Origin of the sequence: Bacillus tequilensis KCTC 13622, from assembly GCF_000507145.1 — a bacterium.
Classification (GTDB): Bacteria; Bacillota; Bacilli; order Bacillales; family Bacillaceae; genus Bacillus; species Bacillus tequilensis.
Window position 1 is genome coordinate 464921 of sequence record NZ_AYTO01000041.1, and the last position, 15046, is coordinate 479966.

The 15046-nt window shown below is 43.4% G+C and carries 16 protein-coding genes, 1 pseudogene and 2 riboswitches; of the genes and pseudogenes, 8 read left to right on the top strand and 9 right to left on the bottom strand.

The window, feature by feature from the left end:
* A complete protein-coding gene (locus V756_RS0120525; RefSeq protein ID WP_024716318.1) occupies positions 1–1836 on the top strand; it encodes a DNA ligase D in 1836 nt (611 codons plus the stop codon).
* Positions 1837–1860: 24 nt separating this feature from the next.
* Here the strand turns inward: V756_RS0120525 and V756_RS0120530 are convergent, their stop codons facing one another.
* Both V756_RS0120530 and V756_RS0120535 read right to left on the bottom strand, forming a co-directional pair.
* Positions 1861–2874, bottom strand: coding sequence for a glycosyltransferase family 2 protein (locus V756_RS0120530; RefSeq protein WP_024716319.1), 1014 nt, complete (start codon positions 2872–2874; stop codon positions 1861–1863).
* Between the two features lie 12 nt (positions 2875–2886).
* Complete coding sequence (locus V756_RS0120535; RefSeq protein ID WP_024716320.1) at positions 2887–4581, bottom strand: DUF6044 family protein; 1695 nt, start codon at positions 4579–4581, stop codon at positions 2887–2889.
* A 195-nt stretch (positions 4582–4776) separates the two neighbouring features.
* Here V756_RS0120535 and V756_RS0120540 point away from each other — a divergent pair, with 195 nt between their 5' ends.
* Positions 4777–5589 (top strand): metallophosphoesterase, encoded by an 813-nt coding sequence (locus V756_RS0120540; protein ID WP_024716321.1) that lies wholly within the window; start codon positions 4777–4779, stop codon positions 5587–5589.
* A 28-nt stretch (positions 5590–5617) separates the two neighbouring features.
* On the opposite strand, the gene V756_RS0120545 is transcribed toward V756_RS0120540, so the two are convergent.
* Entirely contained in the window at positions 5618–6166 is a 549-nt protein-coding gene (locus tag V756_RS0120545) for a YkoP family protein (RefSeq protein ID WP_024716322.1), read from the bottom strand.
* A gap of 91 nt (positions 6167–6257) precedes the next feature.
* Here V756_RS0120545 and V756_RS01000000122900 point away from each other — a divergent pair.
* A pseudogene (locus V756_RS01000000122900) lies at positions 6258–7320 on the top strand (MGDG synthase family glycosyltransferase).
* A gap of 54 nt (positions 7321–7374) precedes the next feature.
* Here the strand turns inward: V756_RS01000000122900 and V756_RS0120555 are convergent.
* The 3 genes from V756_RS0120555 to ykzB form a co-directional block, all read right to left on the bottom strand.
* Positions 7375–7839 (bottom strand): MarR family winged helix-turn-helix transcriptional regulator, encoded by a 465-nt coding sequence (locus V756_RS0120555; protein WP_081719939.1) that lies wholly within the window; start codon positions 7837–7839, stop codon positions 7375–7377.
* 131 nt (positions 7840–7970) lie between these two features.
* Positions 7971–8153, bottom strand: a complete 183-nt coding sequence (locus V756_RS0120560; RefSeq protein ID WP_024716324.1) for a hypothetical protein — start codon at positions 8151–8153, stop codon at positions 7971–7973.
* A gap of 87 nt (positions 8154–8240) precedes the next feature.
* Positions 8241–8396 carry a protein YkzB gene (ykzB, locus tag V756_RS01000000122905; protein ID WP_003218545.1) on the bottom strand — a complete coding sequence of 52 codons (156 nt, stop codon included), beginning with the start codon at positions 8394–8396 and terminating at the stop codon, positions 8241–8243.
* Positions 8397–8589: 193 nt separating this feature from the next.
* Here ykzB and V756_RS0120575 point away from each other — a divergent pair, with 193 nt between their 5' ends.
* Positions 8590–8922, top strand: coding sequence for a MerR family transcriptional regulator (locus V756_RS0120575; RefSeq protein WP_003232541.1), 333 nt, complete (start codon positions 8590–8592; stop codon positions 8920–8922).
* A gap of 42 nt (positions 8923–8964) precedes the next feature.
* Here the strand turns inward: V756_RS0120575 and mgtE are convergent, their stop codons facing one another.
* The 3 genes from mgtE to V756_RS01000000122915 all read right to left on the bottom strand — a co-directional run bounded on the left by mgtE (position 8965) and on the right by V756_RS01000000122915 (position 10962).
* Positions 8965–10320: a magnesium transporter gene (gene mgtE, locus V756_RS0120580; protein ID WP_024716325.1), complete on the bottom strand. Its 1356-nt coding sequence runs from the start codon at positions 10318–10320 to the stop codon at positions 8965–8967.
* A gap of 17 nt (positions 10321–10337) precedes the next feature.
* Positions 10338–10460 carry a hypothetical protein gene (locus tag V756_RS1000000124655; RefSeq protein WP_032682186.1) on the bottom strand — a complete coding sequence of 41 codons (123 nt, stop codon included), beginning with the start codon at positions 10458–10460 and terminating at the stop codon, positions 10338–10340.
* A 90-nt stretch (positions 10461–10550) separates the two neighbouring features.
* A riboswitch (M-box (ykoK) riboswitch) is annotated at positions 10551–10717 on the bottom strand.
* Positions 10718–10824: 107 nt separating this feature from the next.
* A complete protein-coding gene (locus V756_RS01000000122915; protein ID WP_032682188.1) occupies positions 10825–10962 on the bottom strand; it encodes a transcriptional regulator SplA domain-containing protein in 138 nt (45 codons plus the stop codon).
* Positions 10963–11260: 298 nt separating this feature from the next.
* Positions 11261–11373, top strand: a riboswitch (TPP riboswitch).
* A gap of 99 nt (positions 11374–11472) precedes the next feature.
* On the opposite strand from V756_RS01000000122915, the gene thiU reads away from it, so the two are divergent.
* From thiU to thiX, 4 genes are read left to right on the top strand one after another with little or no spacing between them, the layout of a single operon-like run.
* Positions 11473–12075 carry an HMP/thiamine ABC transporter substrate-binding protein ThiU gene (thiU, locus tag V756_RS0120595; protein WP_024716326.1) on the top strand — a complete coding sequence of 201 codons (603 nt, stop codon included), beginning with the start codon at positions 11473–11475 and terminating at the stop codon, positions 12073–12075.
* A gap of 1 nt (position 12076) precedes the next feature.
* Entirely contained in the window at positions 12077–12676 is a 600-nt protein-coding gene (locus tag V756_RS0120600; protein ID WP_024716327.1) for an ECF transporter S component, read from the top strand.
* Positions 12663–14297 carry an ABC transporter ATP-binding protein gene (locus tag V756_RS0120605; RefSeq protein WP_024716328.1) on the top strand — a complete coding sequence of 545 codons (1635 nt, stop codon included), beginning with the start codon at positions 12663–12665 and terminating at the stop codon, positions 14295–14297. The genes V756_RS0120600 and V756_RS0120605 overlap by 14 nt, the downstream gene beginning before the upstream one ends.
* Positions 14272–15036, top strand: coding sequence for an HMP/thiamine ABC transporter permease ThiX (gene thiX, locus V756_RS0120610; RefSeq protein WP_024716329.1), 765 nt, complete (start codon positions 14272–14274; stop codon positions 15034–15036). The genes V756_RS0120605 and thiX overlap by 26 nt, the downstream gene beginning before the upstream one ends.
* Positions 15037–15046 lie beyond the last annotated feature (10 nt).

Consider the following 15046-nt stretch of genomic DNA (forward strand, 5'->3'; position numbering starts at 1 on the left):
ATGGCGTTTACCATGCAGCCCGTCCTTACTTCGTCACCGCCAATAGGAAATGAATGGCAGTATGAAGTAAAATATGACGGGTACCGCTGTATTCTCCGCATCCATTCAGCGGGTGTGACGTTAACCAGCAGAAATGGCTTGGAGCTTAACAGCACCTTCCCTGAAATCACGCAATTCGCCAAAACAGCCTTTCAGCACATGGAAAAAGATCTTCCGCTGACACTCGATGGCGAAATCGTATGTTTGGTGAACCCTTACCGCGGAGATTTTGAACACCTTCAAGTGCGCGGGCGTTTGAAAAGACCGGACAAGATTCAAGAATCGGCAAACGCGCGGCCGTGCTGCTTTCTGACCTTTGACCTGTTAGAGCGAAACGGAGCAGATATATCGTCTCTTTCGTATCTGGACCGAAAAAAAACGCTGTACGATCTCATATCCGCGGCAAATCTTCCTGCGTCTCCCGACCCTTACGCAAAGGAAACCATTCAATATATCCCCAGTCGTGATCATTTTGATTCGCTATGGAAGATGATCATGAAATATGACGGAGAAGGGATTGTAGCAAAGAAAACAACCAGCAAATGGCTCGAAAAGAAACGGTCGCCCGATTGGCTCAAATATAAAAATTTTAAACAGGCTTATGTTTGTATAACAGGGTTCAACCCCAACAATGGATTTCTGACGGTGTCTGTGTTGAAAAACGGTGTCATGACACCGATTGCCTCTGTCTCGCACGGAATGCGCGATGAGGAAAAAATCGCGATACGCAATATTATGGAACAGCACGGACATCAAACACCTTCAGGCGAATTTACGCTTGAACCATCAATTTGTGCAATCGTTCAATATTTAACGATTCTCCAAGGCACATTAAGAGAGGTGTCGTTTGTCGGTTTCGAGTTCCAAATGAACTGGACCGAATGCACGTATGCACAAGTCATACGCCACTCAAAACCGGTTCATCCAAAGCTGCAGTTCACTAGCCTGGATAAAATCATATTTGAAAAGAACAAAAAAACAAAAGAAGATTTTATTCAGTATATGATTGAAGCCAGTGACTATTTGTTCCCCTTTCTGAACAACCGTGCTGTCACCGTCATCCGCTATCCTCATGGGTCAAGGAGCGAATCGTTTTTTCAAAAAAATAAGCCGGACTACGCGCCGGATTTTGTTCAATCTTTCTATGACGGAAGCCATGAACATATCGTCTGCGAGGATATGTCTACACTATTGTGGCTTGCCAACCAGCTTGCTTTGGAGTTCCATGTTCCCTTTCAAACCATTAAAAGCAGCCGTCCGGCTGAAATTGTCATTGATTTGGACCCGCCTTCACGTGATGACTTTCTCATGGCCGTGCAGGCTGCGAATGAACTGAAGCGGCTGTTTGACTCCTTTGGCATTGCATCGTATCCGAAGCTTTCCGGCAACAAGGGAATCCAGCTGTACATTCCCTTGTCCCCCGAGGCCTTTACGTATGGAGAAACACGCCAGTTTACACAGCTGATCGCTGAGTACTGCACTCATGCATTTCCCGAGTTATTTACAACGGAACGCTTGATCAAAAACAGGCACGGTAAATTGTATCTTGATTATTTGCAGCATGCTGAAGGAAAAACAATTATCTGTCCCTATTCGACAAGAGGAAACGAGCTTGGCACTGTCGCTGCACCGCTCTATTGGCACGAGGTACAAACATCCTTAACACCCGCCATGTTTACAATCGATACCGTCATCGATCGGATTAAAAAGCAAGGCTGTCCATTTTTTGATTTTTACCGCAACCCGCAAGACGAGCCTCTTAGCGCCATCTTGCATCAGTTGAAGAAAAAGAGCTGACTAATGACGTCAGCTCTTTTCCGTTTAACTGTACTTTTTTTCTAACCGTTCTTTTTCCTGGCGCTGGAGCGGGCTTAGCGGCTCATTATACAAATCGATATCAATCGCATATTTAGGGCGCCTTTTCACTTCGGAAAAAATCGTCCCGATATATTCTCCAATGATCCCGATTCCCATTAATTGCAGCCCGCCCAAAAACCAAATGGAAATGATAAGCGACGCCCAGCCTGCATTTGTATGGCCGAGCAGCTTTTGAATAAACGCGCCGATCCCCGCCACAGCGCTGAGGAAAAATAAAACAAAACCTAGAAGCGTAAAGAAACGAATCGGCGCGACACTGAATGATGTAATCCCGTTAAAAGCAAATGACAGCATTTTTTTCAGCGGATATTTCGTTTTGCCGGCAAAGCGTTCCTTACGGTCATACAAGACTTCGGCTGATCTAAAGCCGATCATGGGAACGATTCCTCTTAAAAACAGATTCGCTTCCGGATAGCGCGCGAGCTCTTCAAGAGATCTTTTATTCATTAAACGAAAATCAGCATGGTTATAAATTAATGTAATCCCAAGCTTATTCATGAGCCGATAAAACCCTAAAGCGGTCGTGCGTTTAAAAAAGGTGTCGGTTTTTCTGCTGCGTCGCACCCCGTAAACAATCTCGCAGCCTTCATGATATTTTAAAATAAAATCCCGGATCACAGAAATGTCATCCTGAAGATCGGCATCTATGGAAATGACGCAGTCTGATCTGTTTTTCGCTTTATGCAGTCCGGCTAAAAGCGCTTTTTGGTGGCCGACATTACAGGCTAATTTTAAGCCGGTTACCTTCTTGTTTCTTATGCTTTCCATGGCAATCAAAGCCCAGGTGCGGTCTTTGCTGCCATCATCGACAAACAGGATTTTACTGTCTTCAGCGATTAATGTTTCTGCAATTAAGCCGTCTACAACCTCTGTCAGCTGACGGCTGGTCTCTTGAAACACTTCCTCCTCATTGAAACACGGAACGACGATGGTTAATACGGGCTGCGACTGTTTCAATCAATATCCTCCTTATCTTGTTTCATATAAATAAATGCGCCAGGCGGAATCTTTATGGTCAAATGTCTTCACGAGTGCGAGATCGTTTTGATCAGCATTCTTAATCGGAACTGATGAGAAAATATAGCGTCCGCCCATTTTTTTAAATACATCTGTATTTAATTGAAGGTTGTTAATCGTTTTCTTCGAGTTCTTTTTGAAATTATATCGTTTACCGAGTTCATCGACGAAAAGGTAGCAGCGGCTGCCCCATTCATCAAAGTATTGTTTCAGACTGGCATTTTTTTCTAGCTCTTTTTCGATGATTTTCCTAAATTCATATTTATATGAGAGCGGGTACAGATTATTATACGTGTCTAACGTGTAAAATCCGTTATATTGGGCAATTGACGGATGCAGTCCGATGCTTGCCACCCTGTACGAATCTTGCGGACGTCCGATGAATTTCTTAATCTCGTTGAATTGCTCGGATGCATAAAACTCCCTGAATGTCGGCGCGTTGTAATGAACGCCGTACGTATATTCTTCATTAAAAGGCGCCAGCACCATCAGTTGTGCAGCGACTGCAGCATATACGAGCCATTTCCACCCTCTCCCCATCCGCCAAATGAGATATAAAGCAAGCGCAAAGCTCACGTATATGACTAGCGGCCGCAGAAAATGAAAACGGGCAAAATTAAATTCAGCTAAAAAAGCAAATTTCTGCTTGGGCACCGCCCATATTTTGTTGAACCAAAACGCATACCATAATGACAGCCCATAATTAAGCACACATAAAAACAGATAAACACTTTCCGGCTTTGTCCGTTTTCGCTTGAAAAGCACAGCCGCAAATACGAGAAGCAGGATCGGCAAAATGACTGCGGTATGAGCGGTCATCACATGATTATGGCCATAGACAAAGTTTTTTACGGATAGACGAAGAGAATGCCAAACGTCATGCCGAGATGAAACAAATTCGATCCGATGCATCGGTGCGTGCTCAAACAGCATCGAATAGACAAGCCGATATTCAACGAAAAGATAAATGCTCGTCATAAATGCAATACTGCCTAAAAAGATCAGGTTCCATCTCTTTTTTGTAATGGCATCATACAGCCAAAGGCACGCCATTCCCGCCAAGAAAAAGAAGAAGCCTAAGACAAAGCTTGAATATAAAGGAAGCAAACCGAGCGTCAGCCACTCTCTCCATGAGATATCCCCTTTACGGATATTCAGAAAAGCCCATAATGCCAAAGGGTATCCAAGCGTACTAAGCATCCCCGAAGGCCAAAAAGGTGTTAAGGCAAATGCCAGTGATACGCCAATGCGGATAAAAGCCGCTTTCGGCTCCGGAATCACATGTGTCTTTAGCAGCATGTACATTCCAAAAAAAGCGACAACTCTTGTAATTGTCTGGCTTAATGCATAGGCGGTCATGGAAGAAAACAAAGCGTGGAGCCAAACAATTCCGCTCCACTCGGTGCCAAAGGCATCCCGCGGCAGTCCGTTAATGATTTGCGGAATAGCCGCGTCAACCTTGCCGACGATTTCTCCGCTATCTGCCAAAACCTTGTACCAAGCGATATTGGAATCTAAATTATCGTGGACGCGAATATGCGCATCTTCCTTTAAAATAAAAAGCGGGGAAACATACAGCAAAAGAAGAAATAATGCGATCCATAGATAAAATGTTTCTTTTTTATATTGTCTCATCAATCGTAACATCGCTTACACATCCATCTGTTATTCTGACACCATATCCGGCATGTTCTGCCTCATGTGTCAAATTTTATTATCCCTTTTCCTTTCCAAATCATTCATCAAAAACAATCCGTTTTTCAACCTGTCTCTTACCCATTAATTCCCGCTATCCATAAGGCTCGATCACTTACTATACTGATAGGAGGGAGGGGATATATTTTGTTTACAATCTTACTTTCATTGGCCATACTCGTATGTGTGCCATTTATATATAAAGCGAACCGCAATACAAAAGATGTAAAGGTCAACACCATCTCAATTGATCAAAAAGACGGTCTTCCAGCCAGAAAAAAATTAAATATCCTTCATTTATCAGATCTCCACTTAGAAAACATTTCTGTTTCACCTGAAGAGCTGTATCGTTTAACAAAAAATCAGCCTGTGGACATCATCGCGCTTACCGGGGATTTTCTGGATCGAAAACGTAATATCCCGAAGCTGGCGGGTTACTTAAACGCATTGCAGCAACTAAAGCCTGCATATGGAATGTATGCGGTGTTTGGCAACCACGATTATGTATTGAAAGAAATGGACTTTCAGAGATTAAAACATGTTCTAGAGGAAAACGGCTGTATTGCGCTGCAAAATGAACATGTTCGAATTGAGACGGCTGCAGGGCCTGTCAATATTATCGGCATTGATGATTACAGCACGAACCGTAGTAATATTACCGACTCTTACAAACATCTAGAAAACGGCTACGATCTTGTATTAACACATGACCCAAACATTATTCTGGATATGAAGGATGTTCATTATGATTACCTGCTTTCAGGCCATTTTCACGGCGGACAAATTCACTGGCCTAAACCGTATCATTTGGTGAAAATGGGCAAGCTCGTGCGCATGAACATGATTAAAGGCCTTCACTATCATTACGATAAACCGTTTTATATCAGTGAGGGCTTGGGACAAACCGGAGTAAATATCCGTGTCGGAAGCCGGCCTGAAGTGACATTTCATCAAATTTAATCTAAAAAAGACTGTGCTGGCCATGGCATCAGTCTTTTTTTTGATAGATTTTCTGAAGCTTTTCTTTTGATATAAACAAATAGGATGAATTCGGTAAATGGCGTAAGTTCACTGGCTTTGAAGTAAGATATAAAATCGGCACATGGGAAATTTTTTTAAAGCGTCGGTAAAAAGGATTGACCGGGGTGACCACATCAAAGCCAAGTCTTTCCACTCCTTTGTCAAGCATTGTAATACCAATGATTCCTCTGATTTTTTCACTTTTTTTATGATTGTTGATGTACTCCAAGAGCATTGGCATCGATTGATATACTTTTTGGTATATAATAATCCCCTTTCTCACTGCGCTTTCAATGCTTTGAAGCTCACTGATCAGCTTGATGTTATGCAAATGGATTTTAACGAGCACATCATTTTTTCTTATATGCGTTCCATCGCTCAGCACGACATGATGTCCTTTGTACTTCGTCAGCCTGACTCGAAAGACGCTGCGATCTTTGTCAAGCTGGGTCAATCTTGAAAAAAAGAAATAAATCGGGTCAACCGCTCTCCAAATGGAAAGGAAACAGGCTTTCATCTCTTCACCTTCCTCATGATCAAAAACACCCTAATATTTTGCGATTGTTCTCCTCAAAATATAGTTGCCATATTTTTTAAGGAGGACTGGCATGAAAGACATTCTCATTTTCACTTTCTTAAGCATTTCTACAGGGCATCATCATGCCGCCGATGCCCTCCAGGCTGAATTGAAGTCTCAAGGTCTCGCTGCCGAGAAGATTGATATCTTTTCACATGCGTATAGACGGTTAGAAAAACTGTCCTCCGAAGCATATTTAAAGTGGATTCAATATGTCCCGAAAACGTACAGCGGTATTTACAAGCTCCTCGCCTGCGGAAAATATGAGAATGACAAGCGCTATACCATGTACGAATGGCTGTTCACGCAACAAATGAGGCATATTCTCCAAGAAAAACAGCCCGATACATGCGCTGCCTTCTTATCTGCTCAATCGGCTCAAGCCGGAATATCCGAATATGACGGTTGTGAATGTATACACTGATTTTTTTGTGAATCAATTATGGGGGCGGGAAAACATTGATTATCATTTTGTTCCAATCATAGATGTCAAGAGGCAGCCCGTGTCTGAAGGAATCAGCCAGAAACATATATACTTGACCGGCATTCCCGTTCACCGGATGTTTGAAACGGCACCAGCAGACGCCTGTCAGCATCATCCGCCGTATACCATCATCATCACAGGCGGCAGTATGGGGGTCGGGGGTATTTTAAAATGGATTCGGTACCTGTCGCCAGGCGGAAACATCTTATACAAAATATTATGCGGCCGGAACGAAAAGCTCTACTGCTACGTCAAAAGTTTGCGCCACCCTTGTATTGAGGCGATCCCCTATCTTCACAGCAAAGCAGAGATGAACCGTTTATACGAGCAGGCGTCAGGCATCATGACAAAACCCGGAGGCGTGACCATCAGCGAATGCTTGCAGAAACGGCTTCCGATATTTATTTATAATGCGCTGCCGGGACAGGAGGAAATGAATTTGAACCTTCTAAAGGAACGGGGGCTTGTCACAGATATGAGAAACTGGGACATGCAGAAAGCAGAAGAACATATTGCGGCGTTTTTTCAATCAAATGAACAGGTGAAAGAATATGAAAAACATGTCAATGGATATCTTGCCGAAATATCTAATCGGAAAATTATGCTTTAAAAACAATCATATGACATAAAAAAACACTCTCCTGAAACAGAGAGTGCAGAATGGTTAACGAAACAGCAAATGCTGGCTGTGAATGCCTGCTTTTTTCAGCAGAACAATCAGCTGATCCTGTTCATCAGGCGAAAGGCCTGAAAATGCTCTCGCAATCCGCAGTGCATGAATCGGATAAATTTTATCCAAATACTCATTTCCCTTGTCAGTTAAATGGGCGTAAACGGAGCGTTTATCTTTCGGGTCCTGCTCCCTTACTAAAAACCCGTTTCTTTCTAATTTGTCAATCACATATGTGACGTTTCCGCTCACAAGCAGAAGTCTCGATCCAATCTGCTGCAATTTTTGCGGGCCTCTTGTGTACAGGAGTTCCAGTACAGCAAATTCAGTGGGATTAAAGCCGTGTTCTTTGCTGTCACGGATACTATGTTCAGACACACTTTTGAAAGCCCTCGCAAAAACTTTGTACAAATTCATCGCACGCTCAACTTCTTCTTCGTTAAACGATAATCTCATCATATCTACCTCGTATATAGGATTTTTATAAAAAAATAATGAAAACCCTTACATATAATAAGAGTTCAGTCCCTTACTATACGTATTCGCTATAATTCGAGAGATTCCTTCTGAAAGCAAAAAAACCTTATACATTATCTTGTATAAGGATATTTTTTGTCATTTACAATGCTGCGGAAGAAATACGCGTATTCTTTTCGCAGTTCGGAAATCGTCATTTTGTTCATGACTTCTTTATTATAAACTCCGATTTGAAAGAGTTTTTCAGCATAATGGCTTCGTTCTTTTTCTAAAGCGGATTTCAATAAATTACTCATAGCGCCCTCCTTCATTTTGAGGTATCCTATACACAAGATACTTCATTTTCATGAACGTGGTATGAATCTAATGTAAAGAATTTATGTTTACGAAGATTTTCGGTACAGTCCGTTTTGCACCGATCTTAATAGTTGAAAAGCATGTTCTCCGGCAAGCTGCATAAACGTCTCCAGCATTTCATCACGTTTGATATCCAATTCTATAATTTCCTTAGCCAGTGAGACTGCTTTTTCTTCCTCCATGATTATCCTTCCTCCTCAGTTATTCGTTACATAAAGGATAAAACGCGCTTATGTGTGATGCATTATTCTTGTTAATTTTTCTGCCGTGTTTTTTCAAAAATCTTCTATTTGATGTTAGAAAATATGACAAGCGTCAGGTTTTTTCTCTTTGTTTTTTATATACTATTATCAAAAGACAGCCAGGGGTGGAAAAATGACCACAGAAGATCATTCTTATAAAGACAAAAAAGTGATTTCAATCGGAATTGTGAGTGAATTGACAGGATTGTCCGTAAGACAGATCAGGTATTATGAGGAACGGAAGCTCATTTATCCGCAGCGGTCCTCAAGGGGCACGAGAAAATATTCTTTTGCCGATGTGGAGAGGCTGATGGATATTGCCAATAAACGTGAAGATGGCGTACAGACGGCAGAGATTTTAAAGGATATGCGCAAAAAAGAACAGATGTTGAAAAACGATCCGCAAGTGCGGAAAAAAATGCTGGAGGGGCAGCTTAATGCTCACTTTCGGTACAAAAACAGGTAAATGACAAAAGTCCGGCTCGCAATTGAGACGGACTTTTGTCATTTATAATGAGTGTATGAATGCAGTGGCAATGCCGAAATAAATTAATAAAGACAAAATATCGTTTAGCGTTGTAATCAGCGGTCCTGAAGCGATTGCCGGGTCTACTTTCAGTTTGTGCAAAATAATAGGGATAATCGTTCCTGACATCGTGCCGATAATTAACGTAAAGAGCAATGACGAGGAGACAACAAATCCTAAAAGCGCGTTCCCCTGCCATAAGATGGCGATAATCGCAATCAGAACAGAACAAACCGCTCCGATATATATACTTGTTCTAAACTCCCGGAGGATCAGGCGTACAATCGTTTTTTTGTTCATTTCTTCTTTAGACAAGCCTCGGATAACAACCGCGAGAGATTGCGTTCCTGTATTTCCTGTCATCCCTGACACCATCGGCATGAAAAACGCCAGCGCGACAACCTGCTGCAGCGCATCTTCAAAATAACTGATAATGCTTCCGGAAATCAGTCCGATAAACAAGAGTAAAATCAGCCATGGCAGACGCCGGTATGCAGCGACATAAGCCTTTGTGTCAAAAGTGATGTCTTTACCGGAAGCGGCAAATTTCTCATAATCCTCATCAGCTTCCCGAATGACGACGTCGATAATATCATCGACCGTTACAATGCCGACAAGCACATTGTTTTCTTCCACAATCGGAATCGCCAAGAAATCGTAACGTTCTATCAGACGGGCAACCTCTTCCTGATCCTGAAGAGCGCCTGCTGAAATAACGCGGGTAAACATTAAATCCTGCACCTTTTCTTCAGGTTCGCCAAGAATTAAATCACGGTAGGAAAGGACACCCACCAGCTGTTTGCTTTCATTGATCACATATAAGTAGTTGATCGATTCAGCGATTTCAGCAAAGCTTTTCAGTTTGACGACCGCGTCTTTAACCGTATAATGCTGAGGAATCCACACATACCGGTTTGTCATCATGCGTCCCGCTGAGTCAGCCGGATAATTCATCAAAAGCTGCACAGCTTTTGACTCTGACGCTTCCATGCTGGACAAAAGCTGTTCTTTCAGTTCTTCGTCCATTTCTTCAAGCAATTGAGCGAGATCATCGTTGTCCATTTTGTTCATCGCCAGTGTTGCTCTTGTTTTCCCGACTTTATTTAAGACGACAAGCTGAAATTCGCGTTCCAGCTCCCCGATCATATCAGTAATATCATCTACAGTTAAATAAGATAAATAGCGGGCGTGGTGTTTTTCCGGCATTTCTTTAAAAATAAACGCCATATCATAGGGCTGCAGCTCATCAATAACGCTTCTGAAATCCCTGATTTTTCCGTCTCGCAATAAAATAATGATGCGTAAAATGAGTTCGTCATAGGTCATGTTTTGAACCATCGGGACTCGTACCTCCTCTACGGAGACATGCCGGCCTCGCCAGAAGGTGCGGCAGATTGTCTCCTCATCGTGTAATCAATTGTCTTGCTGTCATAGTATATGGGTACTTCTTCAGATTGACTCGAATGGGGAGAATCCATACTCCGCACCTCCTTTTGTAAACTTCATTTTAAGGGCATAAAAAAAGCCTTCGGGATTGAAGGAGAAAGAAGCACGGCAAAAAAGCGTGCGGGCGCCTTCAATCGTAGAGCTTTAGCACTGTATGGCATAGGATCAAACATCCAGCTGCATTAAAAATCACCTTATGTCGATGATTTCTGTTGACCCATTGGCGTCTTTGGACATTTTTGGGCAGCAGCGTATCTCCATACAGGAGCCTCACCTAACGAAGTTCCTAATTGAATTGACACACTGAGATTACAGAAAAAAACAAGCTGTGTCAACTCAAAAAAGTAATAAATACGCTTTCATTACAATTACGGAACAAAACAAGGGCCTAAGCCCTTATTCTGTTGTTTGTGTCTCATCATCTTCCGAGAGCAAATGATATGATTCGTGAAGAAATAAGGCATACTCTCCTTCCTTCGTCGGATGAGGGACAAATTCAGCCTGATTGATGTATTGCTCCTCTTTCTTTTCCATGTGTTTCGCCTCCTTTTCCCATTAGATTGTCCAAAAGAAAGGTTCTTATCATGCAGCGGGGTTTCAGATTGTTGACAAAAAAACAGCTTAAGTTTAGGGTTTATCACCTTGTTTAACAGTAACGCTATACCTTCATATTCCAATTCAAGCTAAAGCACTCTGGCGATTTTTTCACAATTAATATGAATCCTTTCCCCAAATGTGATCATCCTCTCCTGCCCCTATATGAAAAAATCATTTCATTGTTTACAAAATGATTCTTATCATCTATGATGATGTCAAATAAAAAATTGCATACGGAAAGCACTAGGGGTGCTGTTTTGGCTGAGATAAAGCGCGGGAGAAACGCGCTTTGATCCCTTATGACCCGATCTGGATAATACCAGCGTGGGGAAGTGCAGGTTGACCGAATGGTGTATTTTTTGTGCGCTTTATCGATCTATGACTGCATATTCCCTTAGGATATGCAGTTTTTTTATTTCATCCTAAAAAAACAGGAGGCATTTAGAAATGGAGCATATTTGCGGTACAAGCAGAATCGCCGGTTTTCGCTTCTCTTTATATCCGATGACGGATGATTTTATCAGTGTGATCAAGTCTGCGCTGAAAAAAACAGATACATCCAAGGTTTGGACGAAAACTGACCATATCAGTACAGTCTTGCGCGGATCGATTGATCATGTTTTCGACGCTGCCAAGGCCATTTACCTTTATGCGGCGAACAGCGAAAAGCACATCGTTATGAACGGCACGTTTTCCATCGGATGCCCGGGCGATACACAGGGAGATACATATCTTTTCAAAGACGATAAGCGTGTCAATGAAGATGCTGTCCGAGGCTTGAACGCGGAAGCGCCATGCCAATTTGCCCTTTATCCAATGAATGAGCCGGATTATATGGGATTGATTTTGAAGGCTGTCGACATCGCAAAAGCCCAGGGCACCTTCGTACAGGGTGTCCATTACGCGAGCGAGCTTGACGGGGATGCGCATGACGTATTCAGAACATTGGAAACTGTTTTCCGCATGGCTGAACAGCAAACAAACCACGTAACCATGACGGTGAATTTTTCGGCTAACAGTCCATCAAGAAAAAACAGGAAGCAGGGATAACATGAAAAGCTGGAAAGTAAAAGAAATTGTCATCATGTCCGTTATCAGTATCGTTTTTGCCGTTGTTTATTTATTATTTACGCATTTCGGAAACGTACTTGCCGGTATGTTCGGGCCAATCGCTTATGAACCGATTTACGGCATTTGGTTTATCGTTTCTGTCATTGCCGCTTATATCATTCGAAAACCGGGTGCGGCGCTCGTTTCTGAAATGATTGCAGCGCTCGTTGAGTGCCTGCTGGGAAATCCGTCTGGCCCGATGGTCATCGTTATCGGCATCGTTCAAGGTCTCGGGGCTGAGGCAGTTTTTCTCGCGACACGCTGGAAAGCATACTCTCTGCCTGTCCTACTGCTGGCTGGAATGGGATCTTCGGCAGCCAGCTTTATCTACGATCTCTTTGTTTCCGGCTATGCAGCCTATTCACCAACTTATCTTCTCATTATGCTTGTGATTCGTCTGATTTCCGGTGCACTGCTTGCGGGGCTTCTCGGAAAGGCTGTCAGCGACTCTCTCGCTTATACAGGTGTATTAAACGGAATGGCACTCGGAAAGGAACTGAAAAAGAAACGGAAGCGGGCATCAGAACATGCAAGCCTTTAATGAACTCCTGAAGGTTGATAAACTCAGCTTCTCTTATGAAGAAGACGAGAAACCGGTTTTTCAAAACCTTTCGTTTGAACTTCATAAAGGAGAATGCGCTTTATTGCTGGGCCCAAGCGGGTGCGGAAAAAGTTCGCTCGCCCTTTGTTTAAACGGCCTTTACCCTGAGGCTTGCGACGGCATACAGTCCGGACATGTCTCCCTGTTTCAAAAGCCGGTTACAGGTACCGAATCCATTGCTCAGCGTGCCGGGATCGTCTTTCAGGACCCTGATCAGCAGTTTTGCATGCTGACGGTGGAGGACGAAATCGCTTTTGGGCTGGAAAATTTGCAGATCCCGAAAGAAGAGATGACGAAGAAGATCAATGCTGTTTTAGAAAAATTGCGTATTACCGATTTAAAAGAAAAAACGATATCCACTCTGTCAGGAGGACAAAAGCAGAAAGTGGCTCTCGCCTGTATTTTAGCGATGGAGCCTGAGCTTATTATGCTAGATGAACCGACTTCCCTTTTAGATCCTTATTCAGCGCGGGAGTTCGTTCACATGATGAAGGAGCTTCAGCGGGAAAAAGGCTTCAGCCTCCTCGTCATTGAGCACCAGCTTGATGAATGGACGCCTTGGATTGAGAGAACCATCGTGCTGGACAAATCAGGAAAAAAAGCGCTGGATGGCCGGACGAAAGATCTATTTCAGCATGAAGCAAAGACCTTAAAGGAATTGGGCATCGCGATTCCTAAAGGATGTGATCTTCAGGAAAAGCTCCGTATGCCGTTTTCTTTATCAAAAGAATCATTGTTCAAGGAGCCTTTTCCTGCCGGCTATCCTGAAATAAATGAAGCTCCTTCCGGGAAGAGTGTGCTTGAAGTCAGCTGCCTTTCGTTCGCAAGAGGACAGCAGGCGATTTTCAAAGACATCAGCTTTTCATTGTGCGAAGGCTCTTTGACGGCGCTTGTCGGCCCGAACGGCACTGGAAAATCCACACTCTTATCTGTCCTCGCCCGTCTTATAAAGCCGAAAAGCGGCAAGATTTTTCTATATGATAAGCCGCTGCAAGCGTATAAAGAAAATGAATTGCGTAAACGAATGGGATTTGTTTTTCAAAACCCGGAACATCAGTTTGTCGCCGATACCGTGTATGACGAGCTGCTGTTCGGCCAGAATGCAAGCGCTGAAACTGAGAAAAAAGCGCGGCACCTGCTGCATCGTTTCGGTCTTGCGCATTTGGCAGATCATCATCCCTTCGCGATCAGCCAAGGGCAAAAAAGGCGTTTGAGTGTCGCGACTATGCTCATGCATGACGTAAAGGTTTTATTGTTAGACGAACCAACCTTTGGCCAGGACGCCCGCTCGGCTGCTGAATGCATGGACATGATTCAGCGGATCAAACAAGAAGGAACCGCTGTCCTGATGATTACACACGATATGGAGCTGGTCTCTTCGTATGCCGACAGCGTGCTCGTGCTTCACGATACAAGCCTGGCCTTTGACGGATCTCCAGCACGGTTATTTTCTGAGGAAACAGCACTTGTCCAAAAAGCGAAGCTCACTCTTCCCCTCTTATATGAATGGATGGCATATCAAGAGGAGGTGCGTGATGATGCAGTCATTACATCTCATTAATCCGACAGTGAAAGCGGCGGCCGTTTTTTCCTGTGTCGTCATGCTGTCGTTTATTTACAACCCATACACCCCTGCGTGCTTTTATATCATCATCATTACGGGTGTCCTAACGGCTGCCAGAATCCCATTGAAAAAATGGTTCTTGTTTACGATTCCGTTTTTGATTTTGGCATTCGGTTGCGTGTGGACAGCAGCTGTTTTTGGCAAGGTGCCTACAACTCCGGATAATTTCTTGTTTCAAGCCGGCCCTCTCTCGATAAACAGTGATAATGTGTCTGTCGGCATCTCTCTCGGGTTTCGTATTTTGTGCTTTTCCGCCTTGTCGATGATGTTTGTTTTTACGACTGATCCGATTTTATTTATGCTGAGCCTTGTTCAGCAGTGCAAGCTCTCACCAAAGCTTGCTTATGGCGTCATTGCAGGCTTTCGTTTTCTTCCGCACTTAAAAGATGAGGTCCGGCTGATCCAGCAGGCTCATCAAATTAGAGGAGGAGCAGCGGAAAGCGGCTTCATCGAAAAAATCAGCGCGTTAAAGCGGTATACCATCCCGCTTTTGGCAAGCGCTATCAGAAAAGCGGAACGGACGGCGCTCGCGATGGAATCGAAAGGTTTTACAGGAAGCAGAAACCGGACTTATTACCGGACACTGACTGTGAACAAACGCGATTGGCTGTTCTTTTGCCTCGTTCTCTTGCTGTTCGCAGGATCTTTTCTCCTATCTCTTTGCTTTGTCTCATAAAAACATCCGC

Excerpts from the sequence above, each read along its gene's own strand:
- V756_RS0120605 (WP_024716328.1), top strand. The coding sequence starts at position 12,663 with ATGCAAGCCTTTAATGAACTCCTGAAGGTTGATAAACTCAGCTTCTCT.
- V756_RS0120560 (WP_024716324.1), bottom strand. The coding sequence starts at position 8,153 with ATGAGTAATTTATTGAAATCCGCTTTAGAAAAAGAACGAAGCCATTAT.
- V756_RS0120525 (WP_024716318.1), top strand. The coding sequence starts at position 1 with ATGGCGTTTACCATGCAGCCCGTCCTTACTTCGTCACCGCCAATAGGA.
- V756_RS0120575 (WP_003232541.1), top strand. The coding sequence starts at position 8,590 with ATGACCACAGAAGATCATTCTTATAAAGACAAAAAAGTGATTTCAATC.
- ykzB (WP_003218545.1), bottom strand. The coding sequence starts at position 8,396 with ATGGAGGAAGAAAAAGCAGTCTCACTGGCTAAGGAAATTATAGAATTG.
- V756_RS01000000122915 (WP_032682188.1), bottom strand. The coding sequence starts at position 10,962 with ATGGAAAAGAAAGAGGAGCAATACATCAATCAGGCTGAATTTGTCCCT.
- thiU (WP_024716326.1), top strand. The coding sequence starts at position 11,473 with ATGGAGCATATTTGCGGTACAAGCAGAATCGCCGGTTTTCGCTTCTCT.
- V756_RS1000000124655 (WP_032682186.1), bottom strand. The coding sequence starts at position 10,460 with ATGGATTCTCCCCATTCGAGTCAATCTGAAGAAGTACCCATATACTAT.
- V756_RS0120535 (WP_024716320.1), bottom strand. The coding sequence starts at position 4,581 with ATGTTACGATTGATGAGACAATATAAAAAAGAAACATTTTATCTATGG.
- mgtE (WP_024716325.1), bottom strand. The coding sequence starts at position 10,320 with ATGGTTCAAAACATGACCTATGACGAACTCATTTTACGCATCATTATT.
- V756_RS0120555 (WP_081719939.1), bottom strand. The coding sequence starts at position 7,839 with ATGATGAGATTATCGTTTAACGAAGAAGAAGTTGAGCGTGCGATGAAT.
- V756_RS0120600 (WP_024716327.1), top strand. The coding sequence starts at position 12,077 with ATGAAAAGCTGGAAAGTAAAAGAAATTGTCATCATGTCCGTTATCAGT.
- thiX (WP_024716329.1), top strand. The coding sequence starts at position 14,272 with ATGATGCAGTCATTACATCTCATTAATCCGACAGTGAAAGCGGCGGCC.
- V756_RS0120545 (WP_024716322.1), bottom strand. The coding sequence starts at position 6,166 with ATGAAAGCCTGTTTCCTTTCCATTTGGAGAGCGGTTGACCCGATTTAT.